Source organism: Alteriqipengyuania sp., assembly GCF_964222115.1.
Classification (GTDB): domain Bacteria; phylum Pseudomonadota; class Alphaproteobacteria; order Sphingomonadales; family Sphingomonadaceae; genus Alteriqipengyuania.
Genome location: NZ_CAXQBM010000035.1, coordinates 14,316 through 33,439, shown reverse-complemented (window position 1 = coordinate 33,439; position 19,124 = coordinate 14,316). Strand labels below are relative to the sequence as shown.

Annotated in this window: 18 protein-coding genes, 1 tRNA gene and 2 pseudogenes; 5 read left to right on the top strand and 16 right to left on the bottom strand. The window is 61.4% G+C overall.

Annotation, left to right across the window (positions count from 1 at the left end; translation table 11 throughout):
• Together ACEQXE_RS06270 and ACEQXE_RS06265 are read right to left on the bottom strand one after the other, a co-directional pair.
• A pseudogene (locus ACEQXE_RS06270) lies at window positions 1-658 on the bottom strand (LytR/AlgR family response regulator transcription factor); the annotation flags it as partial.
• Between the two features lie 4 nt (window positions 659-662).
• Window positions 663-1,919 (bottom strand): sensor histidine kinase, encoded by a 1,257-nt coding sequence (locus tag ACEQXE_RS06265; RefSeq protein WP_370178084.1) that lies wholly within the window; start codon window positions 1,917-1,919, stop codon window positions 663-665.
• A 91-nt stretch (window positions 1,920-2,010) separates the two neighbouring features.
• Between ACEQXE_RS06265 and ACEQXE_RS06260 the strand changes: the two are divergent.
• A pseudogene (locus ACEQXE_RS06260) lies at window positions 2,011-2,616 on the top strand (HD domain-containing protein).
• Between the two features lie 9 nt (window positions 2,617-2,625).
• Here the strand turns inward: ACEQXE_RS06260 and ACEQXE_RS06255 are convergent.
• From ACEQXE_RS06255 to ACEQXE_RS06210, 10 genes are all read right to left on the bottom strand, one after another.
• Entirely contained in the window at window positions 2,626-3,606 is a 981-nt protein-coding gene (locus ACEQXE_RS06255) for a hypothetical protein (RefSeq protein WP_370178083.1), read from the bottom strand.
• The gene (locus tag ACEQXE_RS06250) at window positions 3,603-4,310 is read right to left on the bottom strand and encodes a DsbA family protein (protein ID WP_370178082.1); all 708 of its coding nucleotides are present in this window, start codon (window positions 4,308-4,310) and stop codon (window positions 3,603-3,605) included. The genes ACEQXE_RS06255 and ACEQXE_RS06250 overlap by 4 nt, the downstream gene beginning before the upstream one ends.
• A gap of 14 nt (window positions 4,311-4,324) precedes the next feature.
• Window positions 4,325-5,689 (bottom strand): M48 family metalloprotease, encoded by a 1,365-nt coding sequence (locus tag ACEQXE_RS06245; RefSeq protein ID WP_370178081.1) that lies wholly within the window; start codon window positions 5,687-5,689, stop codon window positions 4,325-4,327.
• Between the two features lie 12 nt (window positions 5,690-5,701).
• Complete coding sequence (locus ACEQXE_RS06240) at window positions 5,702-6,808, bottom strand: alpha/beta hydrolase (protein ID WP_370178080.1); 1,107 nt, start codon at window positions 6,806-6,808, stop codon at window positions 5,702-5,704.
• Window positions 6,750-7,853, bottom strand: coding sequence for a phosphatase domain-containing protein (locus ACEQXE_RS06235; protein ID WP_370178079.1), 1,104 nt, complete (start codon window positions 7,851-7,853; stop codon window positions 6,750-6,752). Before ACEQXE_RS06235 ends, ACEQXE_RS06240 begins: the two co-directional genes overlap by 59 nt.
• A 68-nt stretch (window positions 7,854-7,921) precedes the next feature.
• Window positions 7,922-9,460 (bottom strand): hypothetical protein, encoded by a 1,539-nt coding sequence (locus ACEQXE_RS06230; RefSeq protein WP_370178078.1) that lies wholly within the window; start codon window positions 9,458-9,460, stop codon window positions 7,922-7,924.
• A 104-nt stretch (window positions 9,461-9,564) separates the two neighbouring features.
• Window positions 9,565-10,032, bottom strand: coding sequence for a DUF2141 domain-containing protein (locus ACEQXE_RS06225; protein WP_370178077.1), 468 nt, complete (start codon window positions 10,030-10,032; stop codon window positions 9,565-9,567).
• On the bottom strand, window positions 9,990-10,712 hold the full coding sequence (locus ACEQXE_RS06220) for a sterol desaturase family protein (RefSeq protein ID WP_370178076.1): 723 nt from the start codon (window positions 10,710-10,712) through the stop codon (window positions 9,990-9,992). Before ACEQXE_RS06220 ends, ACEQXE_RS06225 begins: the two co-directional genes overlap by 43 nt.
• An 80-nt stretch (window positions 10,713-10,792) precedes the next feature.
• Window positions 10,793-11,299, bottom strand: coding sequence for an MmcB family DNA repair protein (locus ACEQXE_RS06215; protein ID WP_370178075.1), 507 nt, complete (start codon window positions 11,297-11,299; stop codon window positions 10,793-10,795).
• Between the two features lie 57 nt (window positions 11,300-11,356).
• Entirely contained in the window at window positions 11,357-11,689 is a 333-nt protein-coding gene (locus tag ACEQXE_RS06210; protein WP_370184282.1) for a hypothetical protein, read from the bottom strand.
• Between the two features lie 186 nt (window positions 11,690-11,875).
• Between ACEQXE_RS06210 and ACEQXE_RS06205 the strand changes: the two genes are divergently transcribed.
• Window positions 11,876-11,952 (top strand) — tRNA-Arg (locus ACEQXE_RS06205).
• A gap of 123 nt (window positions 11,953-12,075) precedes the next feature.
• On the opposite strand, the gene ACEQXE_RS06200 is transcribed toward ACEQXE_RS06205, so the two are convergent.
• Window positions 12,076-12,495, bottom strand: a complete 420-nt coding sequence (locus tag ACEQXE_RS06200) for a hypothetical protein (protein WP_370178073.1) — start codon at window positions 12,493-12,495, stop codon at window positions 12,076-12,078.
• Window positions 12,496-12,581: 86 nt separating this feature from the next.
• On the opposite strand from ACEQXE_RS06200, the gene ACEQXE_RS06195 reads away from it, so the two are divergent.
• Entirely contained in the window at window positions 12,582-12,821 is a 240-nt protein-coding gene (locus ACEQXE_RS06195; RefSeq protein ID WP_370178072.1) for a helix-turn-helix domain-containing protein, read from the top strand.
• Here ACEQXE_RS06195 and ACEQXE_RS06190 read toward each other — a convergent pair.
• The 3 genes from ACEQXE_RS06190 to ACEQXE_RS06180 all read right to left on the bottom strand — a co-directional run bounded on the left by ACEQXE_RS06190 (window position 12,818) and on the right by ACEQXE_RS06180 (window position 14,593).
• Window positions 12,818-13,606, bottom strand: a complete 789-nt coding sequence (locus ACEQXE_RS06190) for a hypothetical protein (RefSeq protein ID WP_370178071.1) — start codon at window positions 13,604-13,606, stop codon at window positions 12,818-12,820. The two genes, ACEQXE_RS06195 and ACEQXE_RS06190, sit on opposite strands and share 4 nt — an antisense overlap.
• The gene (locus tag ACEQXE_RS06185) at window positions 13,606-13,971 is read right to left on the bottom strand and encodes a DUF3768 domain-containing protein (RefSeq protein ID WP_370178070.1); all 366 of its coding nucleotides are present in this window, start codon (window positions 13,969-13,971) and stop codon (window positions 13,606-13,608) included. The genes ACEQXE_RS06190 and ACEQXE_RS06185 overlap by 1 nt, the downstream gene beginning before the upstream one ends.
• 61 nt (window positions 13,972-14,032) lie before the next feature.
• Window positions 14,033-14,593 (bottom strand): tyrosine-type recombinase/integrase, encoded by a 561-nt coding sequence (locus ACEQXE_RS06180; protein WP_370184278.1) that lies wholly within the window; start codon window positions 14,591-14,593, stop codon window positions 14,033-14,035.
• Between the two features lie 625 nt (window positions 14,594-15,218).
• Here ACEQXE_RS06180 and ACEQXE_RS06175 point away from each other — a divergent pair.
• Both ACEQXE_RS06175 and ACEQXE_RS06170 read left to right on the top strand, forming a co-directional pair.
• Complete coding sequence (locus tag ACEQXE_RS06175; RefSeq protein WP_370178068.1) at window positions 15,219-18,635, top strand: CHASE domain-containing protein; 3,417 nt, start codon at window positions 15,219-15,221, stop codon at window positions 18,633-18,635.
• A 75-nt stretch (window positions 18,636-18,710) separates the two neighbouring features.
• Window positions 18,711-19,103: a response regulator transcription factor gene (locus ACEQXE_RS06170; protein ID WP_370184275.1), complete on the top strand. Its 393-nt coding sequence runs from the start codon at window positions 18,711-18,713 to the stop codon at window positions 19,101-19,103.
• Window positions 19,104-19,124: the final 21 nt, after the last annotated feature.

Below are 19,124 nucleotides of genomic sequence, written 5' to 3'. Positions count from 1 at the left end.
GGTGGACGCGCTGGAACTTGCGCGGGTCCAGCCTGCGCTCCAAGTCCTTCATCGTCTCGCGCAGGATCAGCGAATTGTCGCCGGTCTAGATGCACATGTAATCGCCTGCCGCCTCGATATGTTCGATCGAATCGACCTCGACGCGGAAGATCTTGCCCCGGTCCTTCACGTTGAGCAGCTTTTCGAACCGGTCGCCGCCTTCGGAGGCGCCCTCTTGCAGTTCTTCTGCAGCTTCCGGTGCGACCTCGGAGAGGACGTTCATCAGCTTTTCCGCCTCGTCCGCACCACGCTTTTCGTTCAGGCGCTGGCGCACCCGCTCGATCACGTCGGCCAGCTTGTCCTCGTCGACCGGCTTCATCAGGTAATGCAGCGCATTGGCCTGGAAGGCGCGGATCGCATGCTCTTGGTAGGCGGTGACGAACACGAACAGCGGCGGTTCGATATCCATCACGCCCTGGACCACGCCGAAGCCATCGAAACCGGGCATCTGGATGTCGAGAAACACGAGATCGGGCCGCAAAGTCTTGATCTTGCGGATCGCTTCGCGCCCGTTCGAGCACGTATCGATAATCTCCACATCCTCATAGGGTTCGAGCCGCAATTGCAGGCCCTGGATCGCGAGCTTTTCGTCGTCGACGATGATGGTTTTTATGGTCATTTTCTCACTGTCCCATGGCGCGGGGGTACGCCGAATTCTCAACGGACGGGCTACCGTCCTGTTTCCCGGTTCCTGGACCGATTCCTGCACCGCCTTCCCGCAGCGAGGGATGGGTCGTCAATTCTGGCGGCGGCACGAGTGCGACGAGCTCTTCCTCACCCTCCCGCTCGAACGGAATTTCGATCACCACCGTGAAGCCGCCATCGACTGGCGAGCGGATTTCGAAGAGGTGGTCCGTCCCGTAGGCTTGCGCAAGCCGATCGCGGATATTGGCGAGGCCGACGCCGGTCGAATCGGGGCTCGCACTTGTGGGGAGCGAGGTGCGGGTCGCATCCACGGGATCCTTGAGGCCCGGCCCCGTATCCGAAACGACAAGCCGTAGCCGCGTGCCGGAGATCTGGGCGGAGAGCGATATTTTCGCCCCCTCTTCCAGCGGGGAGACCGCGTATTTGATCGCATTCTCGATCAGCGGCTGGAGCAGCAGCGAGGGCAGGATTCCTTCGGCAGCCTCTTCGGAAATGTCGAATTCGGTCTGGAGGCGTTCCTCGAACCGCATCCGCTCGATATCGAGGTAGAGTTTCAGGGTCTCGACCTCCTGCTCCACCGTCACCGTTCCGCCGGGCTGGGAAATCAGCGTATGGCGCAAAAAGCGGGAAAGGCGCGTGAGCATGGCGTTGGCGGGCACGGTTTCCTTGAGCAGCACCAGCGTGCTGATCGAATTGAGCGTGTTGAACAGGAAGTGCGGATTGAGCTGGTAGCGCAGCATCGCCAGCTGCGCGCTGGTCGCCTGCGCTTCCAGCCGTTCCAGCCGGTCGGCCTGCGCTTCCAGCTGGAGGAAATAGTTGATCGCGTAGTACAGCCCCGTCCAGCCGCCGAGCAGCGGCAGCTCGATCGGCAGGTACAGCAGGAACAGCTGGGTCAGCGTCGTCTCGCGGTCGCTGAAATAGAGGCCCGCCACCCATGCTTCGATCAGCACCTGCGTGCTCACCGCGGTGAACAGCGCAAGCGCGGTGAAGCCCCAGGTGACGATGGCCGGGCGCCCGATCAGGTTGCGATAGACCGCCGAGAGGACGAGGCTGAGCGAGAAGCCGGTCACGGTCGCGATGAAGACGATCATCAGGAACCCGAATTCCTGCCCGTTCACCACGCCCTGGATGCCGCGCAGCGCCATCGCGCCGACCCAGCCCGCGCCATGCAGGTACCAGAACGCACGGTTCTTGTTCGCGAAGAAAGGCGCGGGGCGGGTGGGCAGAACGGCCATCGATACCCCGCTTAGCGCAAACTCGCCCCAGCGCCCAAATTTTTGCGTGAACGGCGGCAATGCGGTATTCTCTTGCGACAAGGAGAGAGCGATGCGACCCGAAGATATGGCCCATGGCGCCCGTGAAAGGGCCCGCTTCCGTGAAATGAAGGAAGGGACGGCAGAAGACTGGGCGATCATCGGCGGGGAATACCGCGCCTTTGCAAAGGGGCTGGCGGACCGCGTGCTCGACCATCTCAAACTGCTCGACGGCGATTTCGGCGGATTTCCCGTCTGTCGGCTGGAGCACTCGCTACAGACCGCGACCCGTGCGCATCGCGACGGCCGGGACGAGCAATATGTCGTCATGGCTCTGCTGCACGACATCGGCGATACGCTGGGCAGCTACAACCACCCCGAAGTGGCCGCCGCGATCCTCAAGCCCTTCGTCAGCGAGGAACTGCACTGGATCTGCCAGAATCACGGCGCCTTCCAAGGCTAGTACTACGTCCACTTCCTGGGCATGGACAAGGATGCGCGCGAGCAATTCCGAGACCATCCGCACTACGAGGCATGCAAGCATTTCTGCGAGAAATACGATCAGGCGGCGTTCGACCCGGACTATGACAGCGAGCCATTATCGTTTTTCGAACCCATGGTGCGTCGCGTGATGGAACGGCCGCTGGCATCCGCCTATGCAAAGGCGCTCGACGAATAGGCTGCGCTGTCAGCGCCCGGCGACCCGAACCTTTCCGGGCAGCTTCTCCTTTACGAAGTGCTGCGACCAGTCGGTGCTCCCGAGCGTTTCCATTTCCGCTATTTCGGCTTCGATAAACTCGACCCGCTCGTCCCACCCGTCATGGCTGCGGGCGCGGAAAATCCATCCGCCATGCACCGGGCCCCACTTGCTGAAGAACTCGGCACCCGCGCGTGGATCGAATCCGGCATTGGCCAGCAGCCAGGGGCTGAGGCGATCCGCTTCGCGTTCGGTCAGGCGGACGGCCTTCTGCTTGCGACCGCCATTTGCGTCGAACCACGCGCGGTGACGCAGCAGGTTGTGCGACATTTCGTGCGCCAGCACCGCCGCGAGCAGGGGATCGGGATAATCGATGCCCACGAATCTGCTGCCGATCACCACCCGGTGCCCGTCCGCGACGGCGCGGCTGTCGTCCCCGATCTCGAACCGGCTGCGGCAGGCCGGTACGCCTTCGATGTCCAGCACTATCGGCCCGGTGCCGCGCAGTACGGTGATCGATAGCGATCCGGTCTCGTCGAGCAGCCGTTCGGTTTCGGCACGAATGGCTTCGATCCGGGTCCAGGGCTTGCCGTCTTCGAGAGCGAAATCGGCCACGTCGCTCGTGCCGATCGCGATTACCGTGTCGTCTATTCTCACGCCCGCACGTTCGGCGGGCCCGCCGGATACCAGCGCCTGAACCCCGACATCACTGCCGAGCCCCAAGATGCGCCGCAGGGTTTCGCCATCCTTGTAGAGCGCCATATCGTGCAGCAGCAGGCCTGCGGTGGATGTCGCATCCTGGCAGTAGCGCGCATTGCCGGTCTTCAGCCGGTAACCGAGCGTCAGGACCCTCGCATCCTGCGTGCGAAGCTCTGCGACCGCGGATGGCAGTTGCGGCGCTTGCCCGGCCGCTGCCGGAGCGCTCGCCACACCGATCGCGAAGAAGATTGCGAGTGCGATCCAGCGGATCACCGGTCGGCGCCTTCGCCCGCGATTGCTTCGGCCAGGGCGTCGACACCTTGCGCACCCTGCAGGATGCTTTCGCCCGCTATCCATGCAGGCGTGCCGGTGAAGCCCAGCTCTTCGGCCAGCAGGCCGTTACGCATCAGCTCCAGCGATATATCCTGCCCCTGCGCGTCGGCCTCGGCCTTTTCGATATCCAGCCCGGCGGCCTTCGCCGCGCGCTCTATCGCCGCCTCGTCACCCGGCTCCTGATCGAACATGGCGCGGTGAAACGCAGCGAACTTGCCCTGCTTGGCCGCAGCGAGCGCCATCCGGGCGGAGGCTTCGCTGCCCTCGAAAATCGGCCATTCCTTGATGACGACCCGCAGTTCGGGATCCTTGGCGACCAGTTCTTCGACGTGGTCTGCGCTCATCCGGCAGTAGCCGCAATTATAGTCGGAGAATTCGTACAGGGTCCGGCTGCCCTTGGGGTTGCCGATCACAGCGCCGAGGAACGGCGCGCGCCATTCATCGCCGGCCTGTGCCAGCCGCTTCTCCGCATCGCGCGCCTGAAGTTCCTGCGCCATCCGGGGCAGCAGTTCGGGGTTGTCGAGCAAGTATGCCTCGGTCTGCCGGTCGGCCAGGCCGGTGGCGGAAAACAGGCCTGCGCCAAGCAATCCGCCCAGCAGGGCGAGCGCGAGTATACCCAGCCCGCGCAAGAGTGTTTCTTTCATCCGATGGGCCCCAATCAGTCGTCGCGTTCACGTTCGAGCGCGGCCTGCGCCTGTAACCGCACATCCTGCGCGCGCAACCAGTCTGCGGAGCCTTTGGGCAGGTCGGCTTCGGCGCGCTGCGCATTGCGCAATGCCTCGACATAGCGGCGGGTCATCACCTGCTGCTCCGCACTGGCGAGATGCGCGCGCGGCATATCGCCCTGCGCCGCATAGACCACGCCCAGCTGATACCATGCGAAGGGGTTCAGCCGATCGCGAACGACCGCGGCGCGCAGGACATTCTCGGCCTCTTCGTAATTTGCGGGGTCTTCGGTCGCGATCAGGGCATGACCGAACATCGAAGCGATCAGTGGCTCGCTGGTGGTCAGCTCGGTCGCACGGCGAAGGTCGGGCAAGGCGTCGGCCGGGCGCCCCGATTCGAGCAGCACCTGCCCGCGCAATTCGAGGAAATAGGGATCGTCCGGGTCGAGCGCGAGCAGAGCATCTGCCTCCGCAAGTGCGGCATCGACGCGGGCATCCTTGTGATAGGCATAGGCGCGGGCGTAGCGGGCGGGCACGCCCATATCCGTGACGGGAAACGCCTTCAGTGTCCGCACGGGTTCGGACAGATAGCCGTAGAGCTTGGCCCGCACCCGTTCGAACCGGGCCTGCAATTGCGGATCGGTCGGCGTGTCCCACGCCGGATCGCGTTCATACACCTCGCGCAGCCGCGCGATGCGATCGCCCGACAGCGGGTGAGTGCGGTTGAACTGGGCCTCGTCGCTCTGGCTGCGGCCATAGCGATATTCCTGGTTGAGCAGCTTGCCGAAGAAAGACAGCGATCCCTTGCCGGAAATCCCGGCGTCGGAAAGGTACTGCGCGCCTGCCGCATCGGCGGCCGATTCCTGTACCCGGCTGAAAGCGAGGTACTTGCCCAGCGCCGCTCTCTGCCCGGCCATAACCGCCGCCATGCCTGCTTCGCCCGCACCCGCCGCCGCCGCCGCGATTCCTATCAGCAGGGAGAGGATCGAGATGTTCTGCGCCGCACGCGCTCCATCGCCGACGCTCACCACGTGGCCGCCGGTGATATGGCCGAGCTCGTGCGCGATCACGCCCTGAACCTCGTTGGCATTGTCGGCCGCGTTGATCAGGCCCGAGTGGATATAGACCACCTGCCCGCCCGCGACGAAGGCGTTGATCGAGGGATCGCTGATCAGCACAATGTCGACATTGCCGGGTTCGAGGCCGGCTGCCTCCACCAGCGGATCGGCAAGATCGCGCAGCAAGGCCTCGGTTTCCGCATCGCGCAGCACGCTTTGCGCCATGGCCGGCTGCGCCGTCAGCGCGACGGCCAGCAGCAGGGCAAGGAATCGGGCGAGGGAGCGGTAGAGCGACGCCATCGTATCGGGACGCTAGCCGCCTGCGGGCTGAATGTCTCCTGAAGCTTGCGCTTCTGCCGGGTCTTGCGCCGGGCTTTGTGCATCGCGCGTCGCCCTCAGCTCGCGGGCGCGCCGCTCTGCACGCGTGCGTTCGCGTGCCGCTTCCTGCACGCGTTCGCGCAGGAAGGTAAGCACCGCGTCCTTCACCCGCGGGTCGCCTATACGGCTGTCGTCGAAGGGGCTCGCGAGGCCCATCAGGATGCCATTATGATCCATGTCGTTGAAGACGACGTGGCGGACGGTTGCGCCCTTGGCGGCCAGTGCATCGAACAGCGCCTTGGAATTCTCGCGCTCGACAGTCTCGTCGTAGAACCCCGTGGCAAGGAGCATGGGCGGTGCATTCCGACGTGCAAACCGTACCGGCTGGGTCGCCGCGAGCGGGCGCACATGGCCGAAGGCCTCCTTGGCATTATCGCTGTCGAGCGGCAGGAAATCGTAAGGGCCCGCGAGGCCGATGACCCCGTCGATAGTATCGTCGGGCAAGCCTGCCTTGCGCGTCCACCGCCGGTCGAGCCCCAGCATCACCGCGTTATAGGCCCCTGCCGAATGGCCCATCAGGTAAATCCGCTCCGGATCGCCGCCATATTTGGCGATATTCTGGCTGGTCCATTTCAGCGCGGCTGCGCTGTCGGTGAGCATCGCAGGCCACTTCCCTTCGGGGGTCAGGCGATAGCCCACATTGACCACGACGAACCCCTTGGGTGCGAAGTTGCGGCCGACATAGCCGTAGGCATCCGGGTCTCCGTTGGCCCATCCGCCGCCGTGGATGAACATCAGCACCGGCAGCGCAGTCTCTTCCGGCGCATCGGCATCACGATAGATATAGAGCTTCTGGTCCTCGTGCTTGCCGTAAGCGAGCGGGCCGCGCTCCTCGATATCCTTGTAGAAGGTGACGGCCAGATCGGCCTTGTCGAGCACGTGATGGCGCAGATCGGGCCACAGCCAGTGGTACAGGTTGTACGCCACCAGCGTCAGAATCAGGATGAAAATCATCTGGAACAGGCAGCAGCCGCCCGGTTCCTTAGGCTTCTTCTCCAGATCCCGGACCCACCGTTTCCACGATGCGCGATGTTTCCCCATGTGGTGCAACCCCTGCTGCTCTCAGGAAATCCTGGCCGACCGCATAGCTGTTTCCCAACCACAGGGGGACCCCAAAGGACTCGATGACCCGTTTCGCGTCAAGTTCGACATCGGAGAGTGCATTTTCCGTAGTCCGGATGAACACCGCCGCGATGCGCTCCGGCTCGCGCGCAACCGCTTCGGCAAAGGCGGGCAGGTCGCCCTGCGTGTCGTCGCCGATGAAGGCAAACCGCAAGTCCGAGAAATGATCGAGGATCGCGGAGATCGATTTCTGCTTGTGCGCGCCGTGGCTTTTCTCCCCGATCGTATCGCGATTGAAGCCCCATTTGCGCAGGAACAGCACGCCTTGCGGCAGGTTACGCGACCGCTGGAACGCCAGCAGGTAGGAGAACAACTGCCATGGCGAGGAGGAGATGTAGTAGAATGGCCGGTGCGTGGCAGGGATGAAACTGCCGGTCGGCTGTTCGGCCTTGGGAACCGACACCCCCCCGCCGATTGCGCCGTAGAAAACGTCTGCGCCTTCCACCAGGATCCGCTCCTGCGGCATCTGGGCAAAAATCCGCTTCCAGTTGCGCACGACATTGTGCCAGCCGCCGGTAATCCCGGTTTCCATGATCGTGTCGTCGATATCGGAGATGACGCCGATCGCCGCGTCCTTGCCGGGCACCAGGACATGCCCGATGACGGAATTGCGCCCGTCGCGATCCTGCCAGCCAAGCCGGACGACCTCCCACGCGGTGAGCGCGGGGTAGGGCCAGTCCCCCTCCAGATCGATCTCGAACCGGAAATAGCCGAGCTCGTCGGAGGTGGCGACATAGTCGAAATCCGCGCCATCGGCGCGTGTAAGGCAGAGGGTCACATCGATGTCGGCAACTTTTCGGGCGAAAAACTGCGACATCATCACCATGAAGGATCGCCACCGGCCTGCCTGTTCGAACTTGGGCGGCAGCGATCGAACCGTGCGACCGCTGATGATCAGCTTGTCACGGTTGCGATAGCCGAAATAGGGCTGCACGCGGATCGGGTTGCGCCTGAGTATGCCCATCCGCGCCGGGCTAGCGGGATCGGGCGTTCAGGTGAACCCCCGAGGTGTAGCCGACTTGTGGCTAATCCCTAGCCGAGGATGTTCCGCGCAGCGCGGGCGAGGAGGCGATCGTCGCCAGTAACTTCGCCGATAAACGCGATCTCGCCGTCACTATCGCGACGGATCACGCATAGCGCATATTCCGCGCCGTCAGCGGGAATCGCATGGATTGGCTGTGCTTCCACCTTGTCGAGCTTGCGCAATGTGCGTTCGAGCGCCGGTTTGGCGGTTGCCGCCTTGTCGCCGCCGCGACGAAAAGCCCGTTCGCGCGCGACGATGGCTTTCAATCCACCCTCGGTCGTTTCAAGAAGATCGGCCAGCGCACCGTGCGCAACATCTTCGCGATGCGCGAAATCGAGCACCGCAGCATACTCGGCCAGGCGCGATTTGTCGTAACCGGCCCCGAACACCAGTTTGACGACCGGTGTCATCGGTGCGCGCGGGAGTGCCGTGATGTCGTGGTCCTCCAGCAGGCGGGTAAAAGCCTCCGGCTCGTTGGCAGCGGCTAGGCTGACATCGTAGGCATTGCTCACCGCACGATATAGCGCGACGCGGCTGCGGACCTCGGCCTGCTGTGCTGTGGCCGCGGCCTCCCGTGCAACGGCGAGGCATTGCTCCAGATTTCCAGAGGGTGCGACCGGCCGCATTGCGGCGAGCGGGTCGAAGGAAACAGTTCCTTCGCTGTCGTCGTCATCGCTATCGCAATCGCCATCATCGTACGCGTAATCGTTTGCGGGGCTCTCACCCAGCAAGGCGCGGCCACTCGTCTTCGTGCCACCCAGATGCGTATCCAGCCGTGCGAAGCTGGGGCAGGGCAGCGAATCATCCGGTTCCCCAGGGCGTTCGCTGTGTTCGGGCTCGTCGATCTGCGACCCGGGCCCATCGGCCCAACGGATGATTTTTGGCGCGACGACCGCCCGCCGTGCGATCTCGACAGGGGCGTCTTCTTCCCGATCCTGTTCACTCTGCAGCGCCTGGTCGATTTCGAGCAGCAATTCGTCGGTGGTCAGCTGGTCCGCCACCTCTTTCCAGTTGATCACGCCATAGATGAAATCGATGGTGTCATCGTCAGTGGAAAACGGCAGCAGGATCCCACGGTAGAGGATCGTGATGTCGCGCTGGTTGATGAATTCCGCCTCGAACCCGACCGGGGCCTGGTTCGCCAAGATCTGCATGTAGTGATCGGTGATCCTGCTCAGCAGAGACCGCGGTGGCACGTCGTCGAGGGTCTCGATCGTGCCCTCGTGCCCGCATTCCCCAGCCAGCTTGTCGCCCAGGAATACAATCGCCGGGTTTTCGATACCCCCGGTGAAGTCGAGCAGGACGCTGTTTTCTGAGAAATCGGGCAAGGAGTCGGGCTCGATATCCTCGACACTCGGATAGGTTCGTTCGCCCAGCAGGCTGGCCCAGTAATTATACGCGCGCACCTGCATCCGGCGCTCGTCCTGGCCAATCGGCGCGGGCGGCGCATCGTCGATGCCCAGCTCGCCCTCATCTCCGGCATCGTCCCATGAAGCGTCATCATCCGCTCCATCGGAAAAGCCGAATTTTCCCCGCAAGCTGTCCATCGTGTCACCAAACCCTTCAGTGTTTGGCAAACCTTGTGACGGCCCATGGTAAATATTGGGTTATTCGGTCGCGCTTTATGCAACCGGCCCGTGGGGCAGTGACGCTAGCGTTTGAGATAGCGCATACGGATGGTCTGATAGACCGGGGCCTCGCTGCTCACCTTGAAAGCCGCGGCGGAAAAGCGCGGGGGGCCGAGGCGCAGCTTGGCATCGCGCGAAAAACCGAAGCCTTCGGTCGGGATGAACAGCGCCTTGTCGACCTTGCCGTTGCCATTCTCGTCATGCAGCAGCGAGACCGCGTATTCACCAGGCTCGACATCGTTGAACACGATGGTGACGCGGGTGTTGGCGCGGACGATGCGCCGCTGCGACCGGTCGTCCTCGCCGCAATCGGGAAAGGCGCCGTCGCTTGGCGTGAGGCAGGCGAGCACGGTGCCGTCCGACGATCGCAGATCGATCGCGGTTACGATTACGTCCTGCCGCGTGTTCGCCGAATTGCCCAGCGTGAGCAGCGATACCGCGCCGATCGCTAGCGCGGAAAGTTTTCCGAAAGTCCCCGGTCGGTTTTGCATAGTCGGTCCCAGAACCTGAAATAGAGCCCGTAATTGCACGTATAGCGTTCGTGGTGCAGCTGGTGATGGCTTGCGGTGATGATCCAGCTGCCGACCGGCGAATGGACCAGCCAGCGCGGGAACATCTCCCACCCCATGTGATTCGTGACCCCCATCAGCGTCATCACACCCAGAACGAGCCCGACCATAGCAATATGGATGGGGACGAGGAAGACGAGAAGCGGGATAACCACCGCACCTGTGAGTGCTTCTATCGGATGGAAGCTCATCGCGGCCCATGCTGTGGGCGGGCGGCTGGAATGGTGAACTGCATGCGCAACCTTGAACAGGCGTGGCCTGTGCATCCACCGATGCGTCCAGTAGAACCAGGTATCGTGTGCGAAGAGGTAAATGAGCACCGAAACGGGCAGGTACCACAGCGGAAAGGCATCCCATTCGCTGTAAATCTGCGTCCAGCCGTACCGGTCCCACCCGAAGGCGACAATGCCCGCGGGTATTCCATAGATCGCCGCCGAAGCCAGCGACCAGCCGATTTCGCGGCGGATCTGCGCGCTCAGCTTCGCGTGATAGCCGGGCCTGACGCGGTTGGTCAGCGCGGCGAAAACGCCGCTGACCGCGAGATAGCGCAACGCGACGATGGCGGTCATCGCAAGGGTCGAGAGGATCAGGGCAAGCAGCATCGGCTGGCTGCGCTTATGCCGCAGCCGGACCCGGGACGCGAGACCCTATTGCTCCGCGCGCGTTGCGTCCCGGCGTCTCGCTAGAGCTCGCCACCATAGGGCGCACAATCGGGATCGCAGGCCACGGCCGCACGCCGCATCGCGGTGCGGGCCAGCCTCTCCACCTCGACCTTGCGGCGCGCCGGGGCGAGCGGATGGCGCGGGGCGGGGCGCAGGATCTCGGCATCGTAGCCATCGGCAATGATGAGCCCGCAGCGTTCGGGCAGGAAAGCCTCGCCCTCCAGGATGCCCGCGTCGAGGTGCGATCCGATGCCCCAGTAAAACTTGTCGCAATGGTCCAGATAGTCGGTCCACTTGGAATCGCCGGTCAGGTCGGCGCGCGAGACCTTGATCTCCACGATGATGACATGCCCCTTGGCATCCACACCCATCAGGTCCGCGCGTCGTCCCCCGCGCAGCGGCATTTCGGGGCAGCACCAGATATCGTTGCGAGCAAATAACCGCATGATTCCGCGCGCCGCCTGGCTGGCATCGCACAGGCTCGCCGGGGCATTTGCGGGATCGATCATGAAAGGTGCATCCGTCATCCCGGCTAAGGAACAGAACGGAAACACCGTGTCAAGCCGGCATTGCGGGCGGGGTGGTCAGCAACCGAGCGCCGAAGAGGCCTCGGCCAGCACCTTGCTTCGTCCGCGTTCGTATTCGCTCCACAGGCGCTGCGCGGCAGGCTGGGGATCGGACGAGGTACCATGCGCCCCGAGCAATGCGTCGAGGCCGACCCGCATCGTCGCGACCAGTTCCTGCAAGGCGAAGACCGCGGCCTGGCTGCGCGTTTCCGGCATCCGCGCGAGCAGCCCGATCCGCGCTTCCCCATGCGCATCCAGCAGGGGAGCATCGCGTCCGGCGAGCATGGCGACCACGCGCGCCGCATCTTCCACAGCCGACCACTGCTCCATCAATGTCGCATCGCTGCTCAACGGTGGCCTGGGTGCCAAGTCGTGGGCGGGGGCAAGATCGCTCATCACGCCGACAGGCTAGCCCGGGGAATCTTGCCAAGATGATAATATTGGCGGCGAGCAAACGCGGAAGGCCCGACAAAGCGCATTTTACCCGTGGCGCCGGCTGGCCCGCTTTGCTAAGCGGCGCTCCCGCGACTTCGCGATGCACCCGTAGCTCAGCTGGATAGAGCGCTGCCCTCCGAAGGCAGAGGTCACAGGTTCGAATCCTGTCGGGTGCGCCAGCTTTTCAAGACTTTACATCTTAGCAGGAGGCACCGTAAGTAAAAAATACGGAAATCCTCACGCCGTGCCACGCGAATCCCTCGACGCACAACCACGAACATCGGCGTACGTTCTTCCGGCGTTTATTCGTCTTCAAAGTCGCAATCCGCACCCATATGCTCGGCAAATTCCGGAGAGTTGTTGTGTCTCGCGACAGCGCAACGTGGATCTTCAGGAACCCAACGCTTTTCGTACTCTCCGTTTTTCGCTTTTCGAACACGCTCCATCAGTCGGATCACGCTGTTGAGAAGGACTCCCTGTGCAAAGGCGCATCGCTCTTGACGTCGCGCGCTTGGCTCACCTGCGCAATATTCTTCAATCTCCGCCGCTGAAGCTCGCAACCTGACGGATCGAGCATGGAGATCGTCGGCCACGTCACGTTTGATCTGCGGGTTGGAATTGAGCACCTCCGTAACCTCTTCGAGACCGCCAGTATATCGTTGAGCGTGAGCGGGTGAGATCACGAGGCCCCAGAGCAAAATTGCAACGAGCATCTTTGGCATGATGATAGTCCTCTTTGTTTCCGGTTGCAGATGAATAGGGACTATAGTCCCTAGAGCGCAGACGGGAATAGCCTTCCAGTCGAGAGATGGATTGGAATGCGGTCGTTGCTGCGAATGTGAGGAGGCTGCGCATAGAGCGCGGGCTGACCCAAGAGCGATTAGCCCATGAAGCAGAGCTCGATCTTACATACATCGGGGGGATCGAACGAAACCGGCGAAACCCCACGGTGGATGTTTTAGGGCGGATCGCGACGGTGCTCGGCGTTGCTCCAGGCACATTATTGGAGCAGTCGCAAGCATCCACATCCCGGCCAGACTGCGGCTAAAGGCAGCATTCCCATCGACGATAGACAAAGCCTTCTGAGCCATCGGCTAGTTCGACGAAACTGAGCGGCTGACCGGATCGATACACGGTATGCAAGGTTCGAGAGGGACGCTGGGCCATGTGTTCAATTCCGCTAGGATCCCAGTTGGAGCACGACACATACAAGCGATCTCGACCCTGGCTTGGCAGAGACATCATCGCCCTTTTTGCTTTCAAGGTTCCGCCATTGCCCATTCGATCATGCGTGGGATTTACAACAATGTCCGCTTTGAACATGGCCGCCTTAGCTTCTGGGCAAACGTAGCGGGGCAAATGTCGTCCTTGGACTATGTTGATCTCCCCACAGATCAATCCAAACAGCCGAAAGTTCTCGAACTTGGCGGTTCGATGCTGGAGCTGAAGCCGGAGCTGTTTCGTGCCGTCGCTGTCCGCTGAACTCGCCTCTGCAGCTCGCCCGAATGCTTGAGAGCCAAAGCGATGAAGCGATCGGCCTCGTGGGCCGATCATCCACAACGCGTGACGTGATGGCTCGCCTTCACAGACTGTGGTCTCATGATGGACTTCTGCAACCACAGCCAAACCATGACCAAGGTCCGCGAGCCCTCTAGTGAGGTCTGACAGTTCTAGGATCGAATGAACCGCGTAGCCTGCAGTGATCAAGAGCTTAGGTCGGTACAGCTGGATGCAGCCAAGGATTATCTCGATACGACGTTCAGGGGAAAGCTCCATGTGAGAGCCAAGCTTGGCGAACGAAAGAGTCCCGATGGCGAGGGCATTTTTCTCCATCAGTATTCTCTCGCCAGCATCACGGTGAGCACGCGGCAGGTTATCGACGGATCGCTAGGATCATCTGATCCGTGCATCATCGATCGATCGTAGTAGTCGATCTTCCACAAGAGGCGCTCTCCGCGATAATGAAACGACCCGAAGTCGTGTTCGCCGTGTGGATCATTATCCGGAGTGAAACAGTCGAAGTCATTCACTAGGGTCATGATGTCGAGCAGGGCTCCCATCCCCAGCGCTATGACCCCCTCGGTGATGAAGACCCGTCCCTCACCCTCCCCTTTGCGGAGCCTATCATTCAGCTTTGCAACGCGTTCAGCTCGCGGGGCCATGGGTCGCGGACGCACATCGTCATTCTGGCCAGTCATGGTCAGTTCTCCTGATCAGTAAGTTGAGTTGAAAGTGCGGCGTTGACGAAGCCGCGACCTGTCAAAGCATGCTTATGAGTTTGCGTTGTGCGTCCCGATCGCCGACGATGTATCGTTCGGTCGTCGTAAGGGCACGATGCCCTGCGAGCTCTTGGACATCTCGCAACGAGCCGCCTGCCTTGCTGATTGCCCTGGCAGAGCGGGTAATGAAGGTTCTGCGTCCGGAATGTGATGACGCGCCGTCGATGCCCAGAGCGGCAAAGGTTGCGCCGAACCAGTTGACGACGCTTTGTGCCGTCATGTGTCCACCACGCTCAGACAAAATGACCGGGCCACAGGCCGGCTTACCGCAGCGCTTGTGATGGACGCGAAGAGCTCGCATCAAGTCCTTGTGCATCGGAATGGTCCTGCCACTTCCGCATTTTGCGATCGCATTGGGGATGGTGAGCCGGTCATCTATTCGACCATCGCACGTCAAAACCATAGACCAAGTCAGTCTGGCGATCTCGCACGCTCTCAAACCAGCTTTGAAGCTAGCCTCTACCATCACTCGATTTCGTGTTGCATGCCGAAGCGTCCCGACGTGCTCCAATAGGAGGCGCACGTCGGCAGGCTCCAGCATCCTTGCTGGTTGCCGTGCCATTCTGTTTTCCAATGTGGGATGATCATGTGCGACTAATGCACATTTTGGCGTATCGCACACGTCAACTGAAAAGTCAACTAGTTATTACATTACAGTAACTTAGAGGATGTTTGCGGTGACCCAGCGGGCTAGGCACGACCCCGCTTTGAGTCGGCCATGACGAGTTAATGTCCATCGCGGTGTATTCGTGAGTGAACGATTGCCAGTGTGACCGGATTTGGGCCGGTAGCGGTCAGTCCGGTTTTGGCCGAGCCATGCAGCAAGGCGGCCCTTACGGACTCGATACACTTTTGGGCATTTCCGAGCGGTCGGATCAATGATGTGGGTCGGTTCACTCCGAACACTGCCCGGCGTCTTCAGCCAACTTATTGGAGGCCAGACTGAAAGAGCTTCGGTGAAATTTGGCCATACGCCGTCCTCAAGCAACAGCTACAGACGAAGTTGACCGAGACCGGCACTTGTTAACCTTCGCGCATTATCCAAGGTCGCCGAGTTTTTGGCTCATTTCTTGGACAGTATGCGACAAATCGAGAATAACGACACCCTAAGCACGTCTCAGGGTTCCTCCCGAAGGAGCGTCATCCGCGACATCGCACTCGTGGCGATGGGTTATTTCGTCGCCGGGTACATTGGCATTTCGCTTGCCGTGCCTCCAGGATACGCGACGATCATCTGGCCTGCATCGGGCGTTGCCCTATGCGCCTTGCTAGTACGTGGCGGCATGCTGTGGCCGGGTGTGTGGCTCGGTTCTTTCGCGTTCAACGCGTTAAGGAGCTTCGACAGCTCCGCCTCCTTCGAACAGAACTGGCCCGCATTCGCGATAGCCGCCGCGATAGGCGTGGGGGCCAGTCTTCAGGCGCTGGCGGGGCTGAAGATGGCCCGCCGCTTCGCTAGCGGCATAGAACTCTCCCATCTGCGGCGGATGGCAGCGGCCACGCTGCTTGTTGTTATTCTGCCGTGTTTCATCGCCCCCACTGTCGGCGTCTCGACGCTCTTGGTAGCAGGTGCGATAGGTCCCGAGCTTGTCTTCAAGAACTGGCTGACCTGGTTCTCCGGCGACTTGCTCGGCGTCATTCTCATCATGCCAATTCTGCTCCTGTCGAGCCGGTCGCCAGTTACGGTGCGTTGGCGAGATCGGTCTCTTCAGGGGGCAAGCTCGCTCGTCGCAATAAGTCTTACCTTCACCTTATTGCTCACCTTCTACGCCTGGCAGTTCATCTCGGAACGCGAGTACCGCCAAGCCGAAGAGAACATGGCCGAGATGGCAGCCAATTCCGACGAAGCCTTGCGACATCGCCTGCAGATCTACCAGCGCGCGCTGGAGAGTGGCGCGGCCTTCGTGACGGTAAATGGAGGCGTCACCCCATCTGAATGGCGTGAATATGCGACGCGGGTGAACATGGAGCGCTCCTATCCCGGAATGCGCGGGTTCGGACTGTTCGAACAAGTCGAGAACGACGATCTTCCGGCATTTCGCGAGCAGTTCGCCCGAGAATTTGGTGACCGCTTTGATGTCCACCCAAAGGTTGAGCGGGCGCGGCATTACGTCATCAACCGGATCGAGCCGCTCGACGTCAATCTCGCAGCCCTCGGCCTGAATCTCGCCTTCGAGGAAGGTAGGCGAGAGGCGATAGAATTGTCCAAGACCTTGGACGAACCGATCCTGACGCGTCCGATCGTGCTGGTGCAGGACCAAAAGCAGGGCGCAGGCTTCTTGTTGGTGCATCCGATCCGCGACGATACAGGTCGGGCAACGGGCCAGTGGGTCTATTCTCCGCTTGTAGCAGAGGAACTGCTGGCAGCGTTGACGCCCCAACAGGGTGCGGAGTTCGCTTTCGAGGTTTTTCATGGCGATGGGACCGATGGAGAGGGCCTGCTCTACGCAACAGAAAACATCGGCGAAAGTTCGCGGTTCGAGTTCCGCGAGACTATCGACCTGGCAGGGCAGCCGTTCACGCTTCGCTGGACCAGCCTTCCTCCGTTTGAGGACCGCTCCGTTTCGAGCGCACCTTATCTAGCGCTCGCATGCGGACTGATCATCACCTTGCTTCTTGGTCTCTTGCTGATGATTTTCCTTCGGCGCGAGGGTCACGTTGTGCGCGAAGTGCATGCAGCAACAGCCGAACTCGCAGAGCGCAACCGCATGCTCGAATTGGCCGAGGCCACCGCGCATATCGGCCATTGGCATTTGGACCTCGCCACCAATCAGATCAGCTGGTCTGACGAAGTCTACCGGCTTCACGGCCTGACACCCGGCGATACGCCCGAGCTGGAGAAGGCCATCGAGTTCTACCATCCTGATGACCGCGGAATTGTAGAAGGATCGCTGGAGAAGGCCGTCGCTACGTGCGAACCCTATCAGTTCAGTGCGCGGCTAGTGACCGCAGACGGCGAATTGCGGCATGTCGAAGTCCGGGGCCGTGTCGATACCGATGAAGGTGGAGTGGCCGCTTCGATCATCGGCGTTATCATCGACCGAACCGACGAAACGATCATGCGTGAACGGCTGACCGAAACGGTCGAAGAAGCGCGCGCCGCTGACAAGGCGAAATCCAGCTTCCTTGCGAATATGAGCCATGAAATCCGCACGCCGATGAACGGGGTAATCGGATTTACCGAGCTTGCTCTTGCTGACGAAGAAAAACCCGAGCAAAAGCGGCGTCTGCAAATGATAGCGGATTCTGGCAACGCGATGCTCAGACTCCTGAACGATCTTCTGGATTTCGCGAAGATCGAGGCCAAGCAGATGGCTATCGTAAGCGAACCGACCGACCTGCGCCACACCTTGCGAAGCTGCCAGCGCCTGATGGAGCCGGTCGCCAAGGGGCAGAACCTCCGTCTTACGTTGGATATCGATCCATCCGTCCCAGCGCGAATTCTCGCTGACAAGATGCGCTTACGGCAGATCGTCCTTAACCTTGTGGGCAACGCTTTAAAGTTCACACAGGAAGGCGAAGTGACAATCTCGGCTTCAATCAGCCGTCGCCAGTCCGACTCGGCTGGCAGGATCTTCATAACGGTACGCGATACCGGCATTGGCATCGCGCCGGATCGGCTAGAGAGTATATTCGGTAAGTTTACCCAAGCCGACGACACCACTGCAAGGCGTTACGGTGGTACCGGCCTTGGCCTCCCGATCAGCGCCGAGCTCGCTCAACTTATGGGTGGTGAATTGCGCGCGGAGAGCGTGCAGGGTCGCGGTTCTACGTTCACTCTCTCACTCCCTCTCGAAGAGAGCGATGGGTCGGCCACACCTATGCCAGCGGCGGACGAAGCGCTGGAGGATTGCGGGCATAACGTTCGGCTTCATATCCTTGTTGCCGAAGACAATCCCGTGAACCAAGAACTTACAATGGCCATGGTAGAGAAGGCGGGCCACGATTGCACCCTTGCGCAGGACGGTAGGCAGGCCGTCGACGCCGTGCTCCAAGCCGAGCGGGACGGGCAGGCCTACGACATGGTGCTGATGGATATGCAGATGCCCGAGATGGACGGCCTGCAGGCCACCAGGGCCATCCGGGAGGCGGGTATTGACGCGGAGACCCTGCCAATCCTGGCGGTTACGGCCAATGCTTACACCGACGACATCCAGCGCTGTGCCAATGCCGGGATGCAGGCCCATCTCGCGAAACCGCTGCGGCTTAACAGCTTATGTGCCGCGATCGCCCGATGGTCTGCCCGCATTGGGAGGCCGGAAGAACCAGTCCGGCAAGCGATCGAGGAGGAGACCGACCCGCGCCTTCGCTCGATGTTTCAAGACCGGAAGACCGCTGCTCTCGCTACATTAGACGCCGCCTTGACCGCTCCTTCGGTGAGCGAGGAGGACAGGGAGAAGATCGCAGGAACGCTGCATCAGATCGCGGGGGTGGCGACCTATTTCGGCCAGCAGCCGCTGGGCGATTTCTGCCGAGAAGCAGAGAAAGATCTGCTTGCTACGGACGAGCAATCTGAGGTCCGCCTACTCCTGGAGACCATCCGGACGCGCCTAGCACCATCGACGGCTGCCGCAGAGCGTGTTTGAGGCAGGACGGGCCGACCACAGGTGACACGCACAAAGAGATTTATCTTCAATCGGTTTTAACCATCACTCCCTATCGTGACGACCCAACCGGAGCGAATGATGGCCGATATTCTGATTGCCGACGACGACCCGATTTTGGTCGAGATCCTCAAATTCCGTCTGGAAGGTGCGGGCCATGCCGTGACGGTTGCGCGCGACGGCGAGCAGGCTCTTGCCACAGCCCGAGAGGAGCGGCCAGACCTGATCGTGCTCGATTCCATGATGCCGATCGTCGCCGGTCCCGAAGTCCTGGCAGAACTGAAGTCCGACCCGGAATTGAAAAACGTGCCTGTCGTCATGCTGACTGCGCGCGATGGGGAAGCGGACATCGTCGCCGGTCTCAAAGGCGGGGCCGCCGAATACTTGACCAAACCCTTCATTCCGCAGGAACTTCTGGTCCGGATTTCGGGCCTTGTCGAAAACGGCTAATGAACCGCCTCTGCCAAACAT

What these genes read in the sequence shown, in the direction of transcription:
- ACEQXE_RS06265 (WP_370178084.1), bottom strand. Translation starts at nt 1,919, where the DNA reads ATGGCCGTTCTGCCCACCCGCCCCGCGCCTTTCTTCGCGAACAAGAAC.
- ACEQXE_RS06250 (WP_370178082.1), bottom strand. Translation starts at nt 4,310, where the DNA reads ATGAAAGAAACACTCTTGCGCGGGCTGGGTATACTCGCGCTCGCCCTG.
- ACEQXE_RS06245 (WP_370178081.1), bottom strand. Translation starts at nt 5,689, where the DNA reads ATGGCGTCGCTCTACCGCTCCCTCGCCCGATTCCTTGCCCTGCTGCTG.
- ACEQXE_RS06240 (WP_370178080.1), bottom strand. Translation starts at nt 6,808, where the DNA reads ATGGGGAAACATCGCGCATCGTGGAAACGGTGGGTCCGGGATCTGGAG.
- ACEQXE_RS06235 (WP_370178079.1), bottom strand. Translation starts at nt 7,853, where the DNA reads ATGGGCATACTCAGGCGCAACCCGATCCGCGTGCAGCCCTATTTCGGC.
- ACEQXE_RS06230 (WP_370178078.1), bottom strand. Translation starts at nt 9,460, where the DNA reads ATGGACAGCTTGCGGGGAAAATTCGGCTTTTCCGATGGAGCGGATGAT.
- ACEQXE_RS06225 (WP_370178077.1), bottom strand. Translation starts at nt 10,032, where the DNA reads ATGCAAAACCGACCGGGGACTTTCGGAAAACTTTCCGCGCTAGCGATC.
- ACEQXE_RS06220 (WP_370178076.1), bottom strand. Translation starts at nt 10,712, where the DNA reads ATGCTGCTTGCCCTGATCCTCTCGACCCTTGCGATGACCGCCATCGTC.
- ACEQXE_RS06215 (WP_370178075.1), bottom strand. Translation starts at nt 11,299, where the DNA reads ATGACGGATGCACCTTTCATGATCGATCCCGCAAATGCCCCGGCGAGC.
- ACEQXE_RS06200 (WP_370178073.1), bottom strand. Translation starts at nt 12,495, where the DNA reads ATGCCAAAGATGCTCGTTGCAATTTTGCTCTGGGGCCTCGTGATCTCA.
- ACEQXE_RS06195 (WP_370178072.1), top strand. Translation starts at nt 12,582, where the DNA reads ATGGATTGGAATGCGGTCGTTGCTGCGAATGTGAGGAGGCTGCGCATA.
- ACEQXE_RS06190 (WP_370178071.1), bottom strand. Translation starts at nt 13,606, where the DNA reads ATGGAGAAAAATGCCCTCGCCATCGGGACTCTTTCGTTCGCCAAGCTT.
- ACEQXE_RS06185 (WP_370178070.1), bottom strand. Translation starts at nt 13,971, where the DNA reads ATGACTGGCCAGAATGACGATGTGCGTCCGCGACCCATGGCCCCGCGA.
- ACEQXE_RS06180 (WP_370184278.1), bottom strand. Translation starts at nt 14,593, where the DNA reads ATGCTGGAGCCTGCCGACGTGCGCCTCCTATTGGAGCACGTCGGGACG.
- ACEQXE_RS06175 (WP_370178068.1), top strand. Translation starts at nt 15,219, where the DNA reads ATGGGTTATTTCGTCGCCGGGTACATTGGCATTTCGCTTGCCGTGCCT.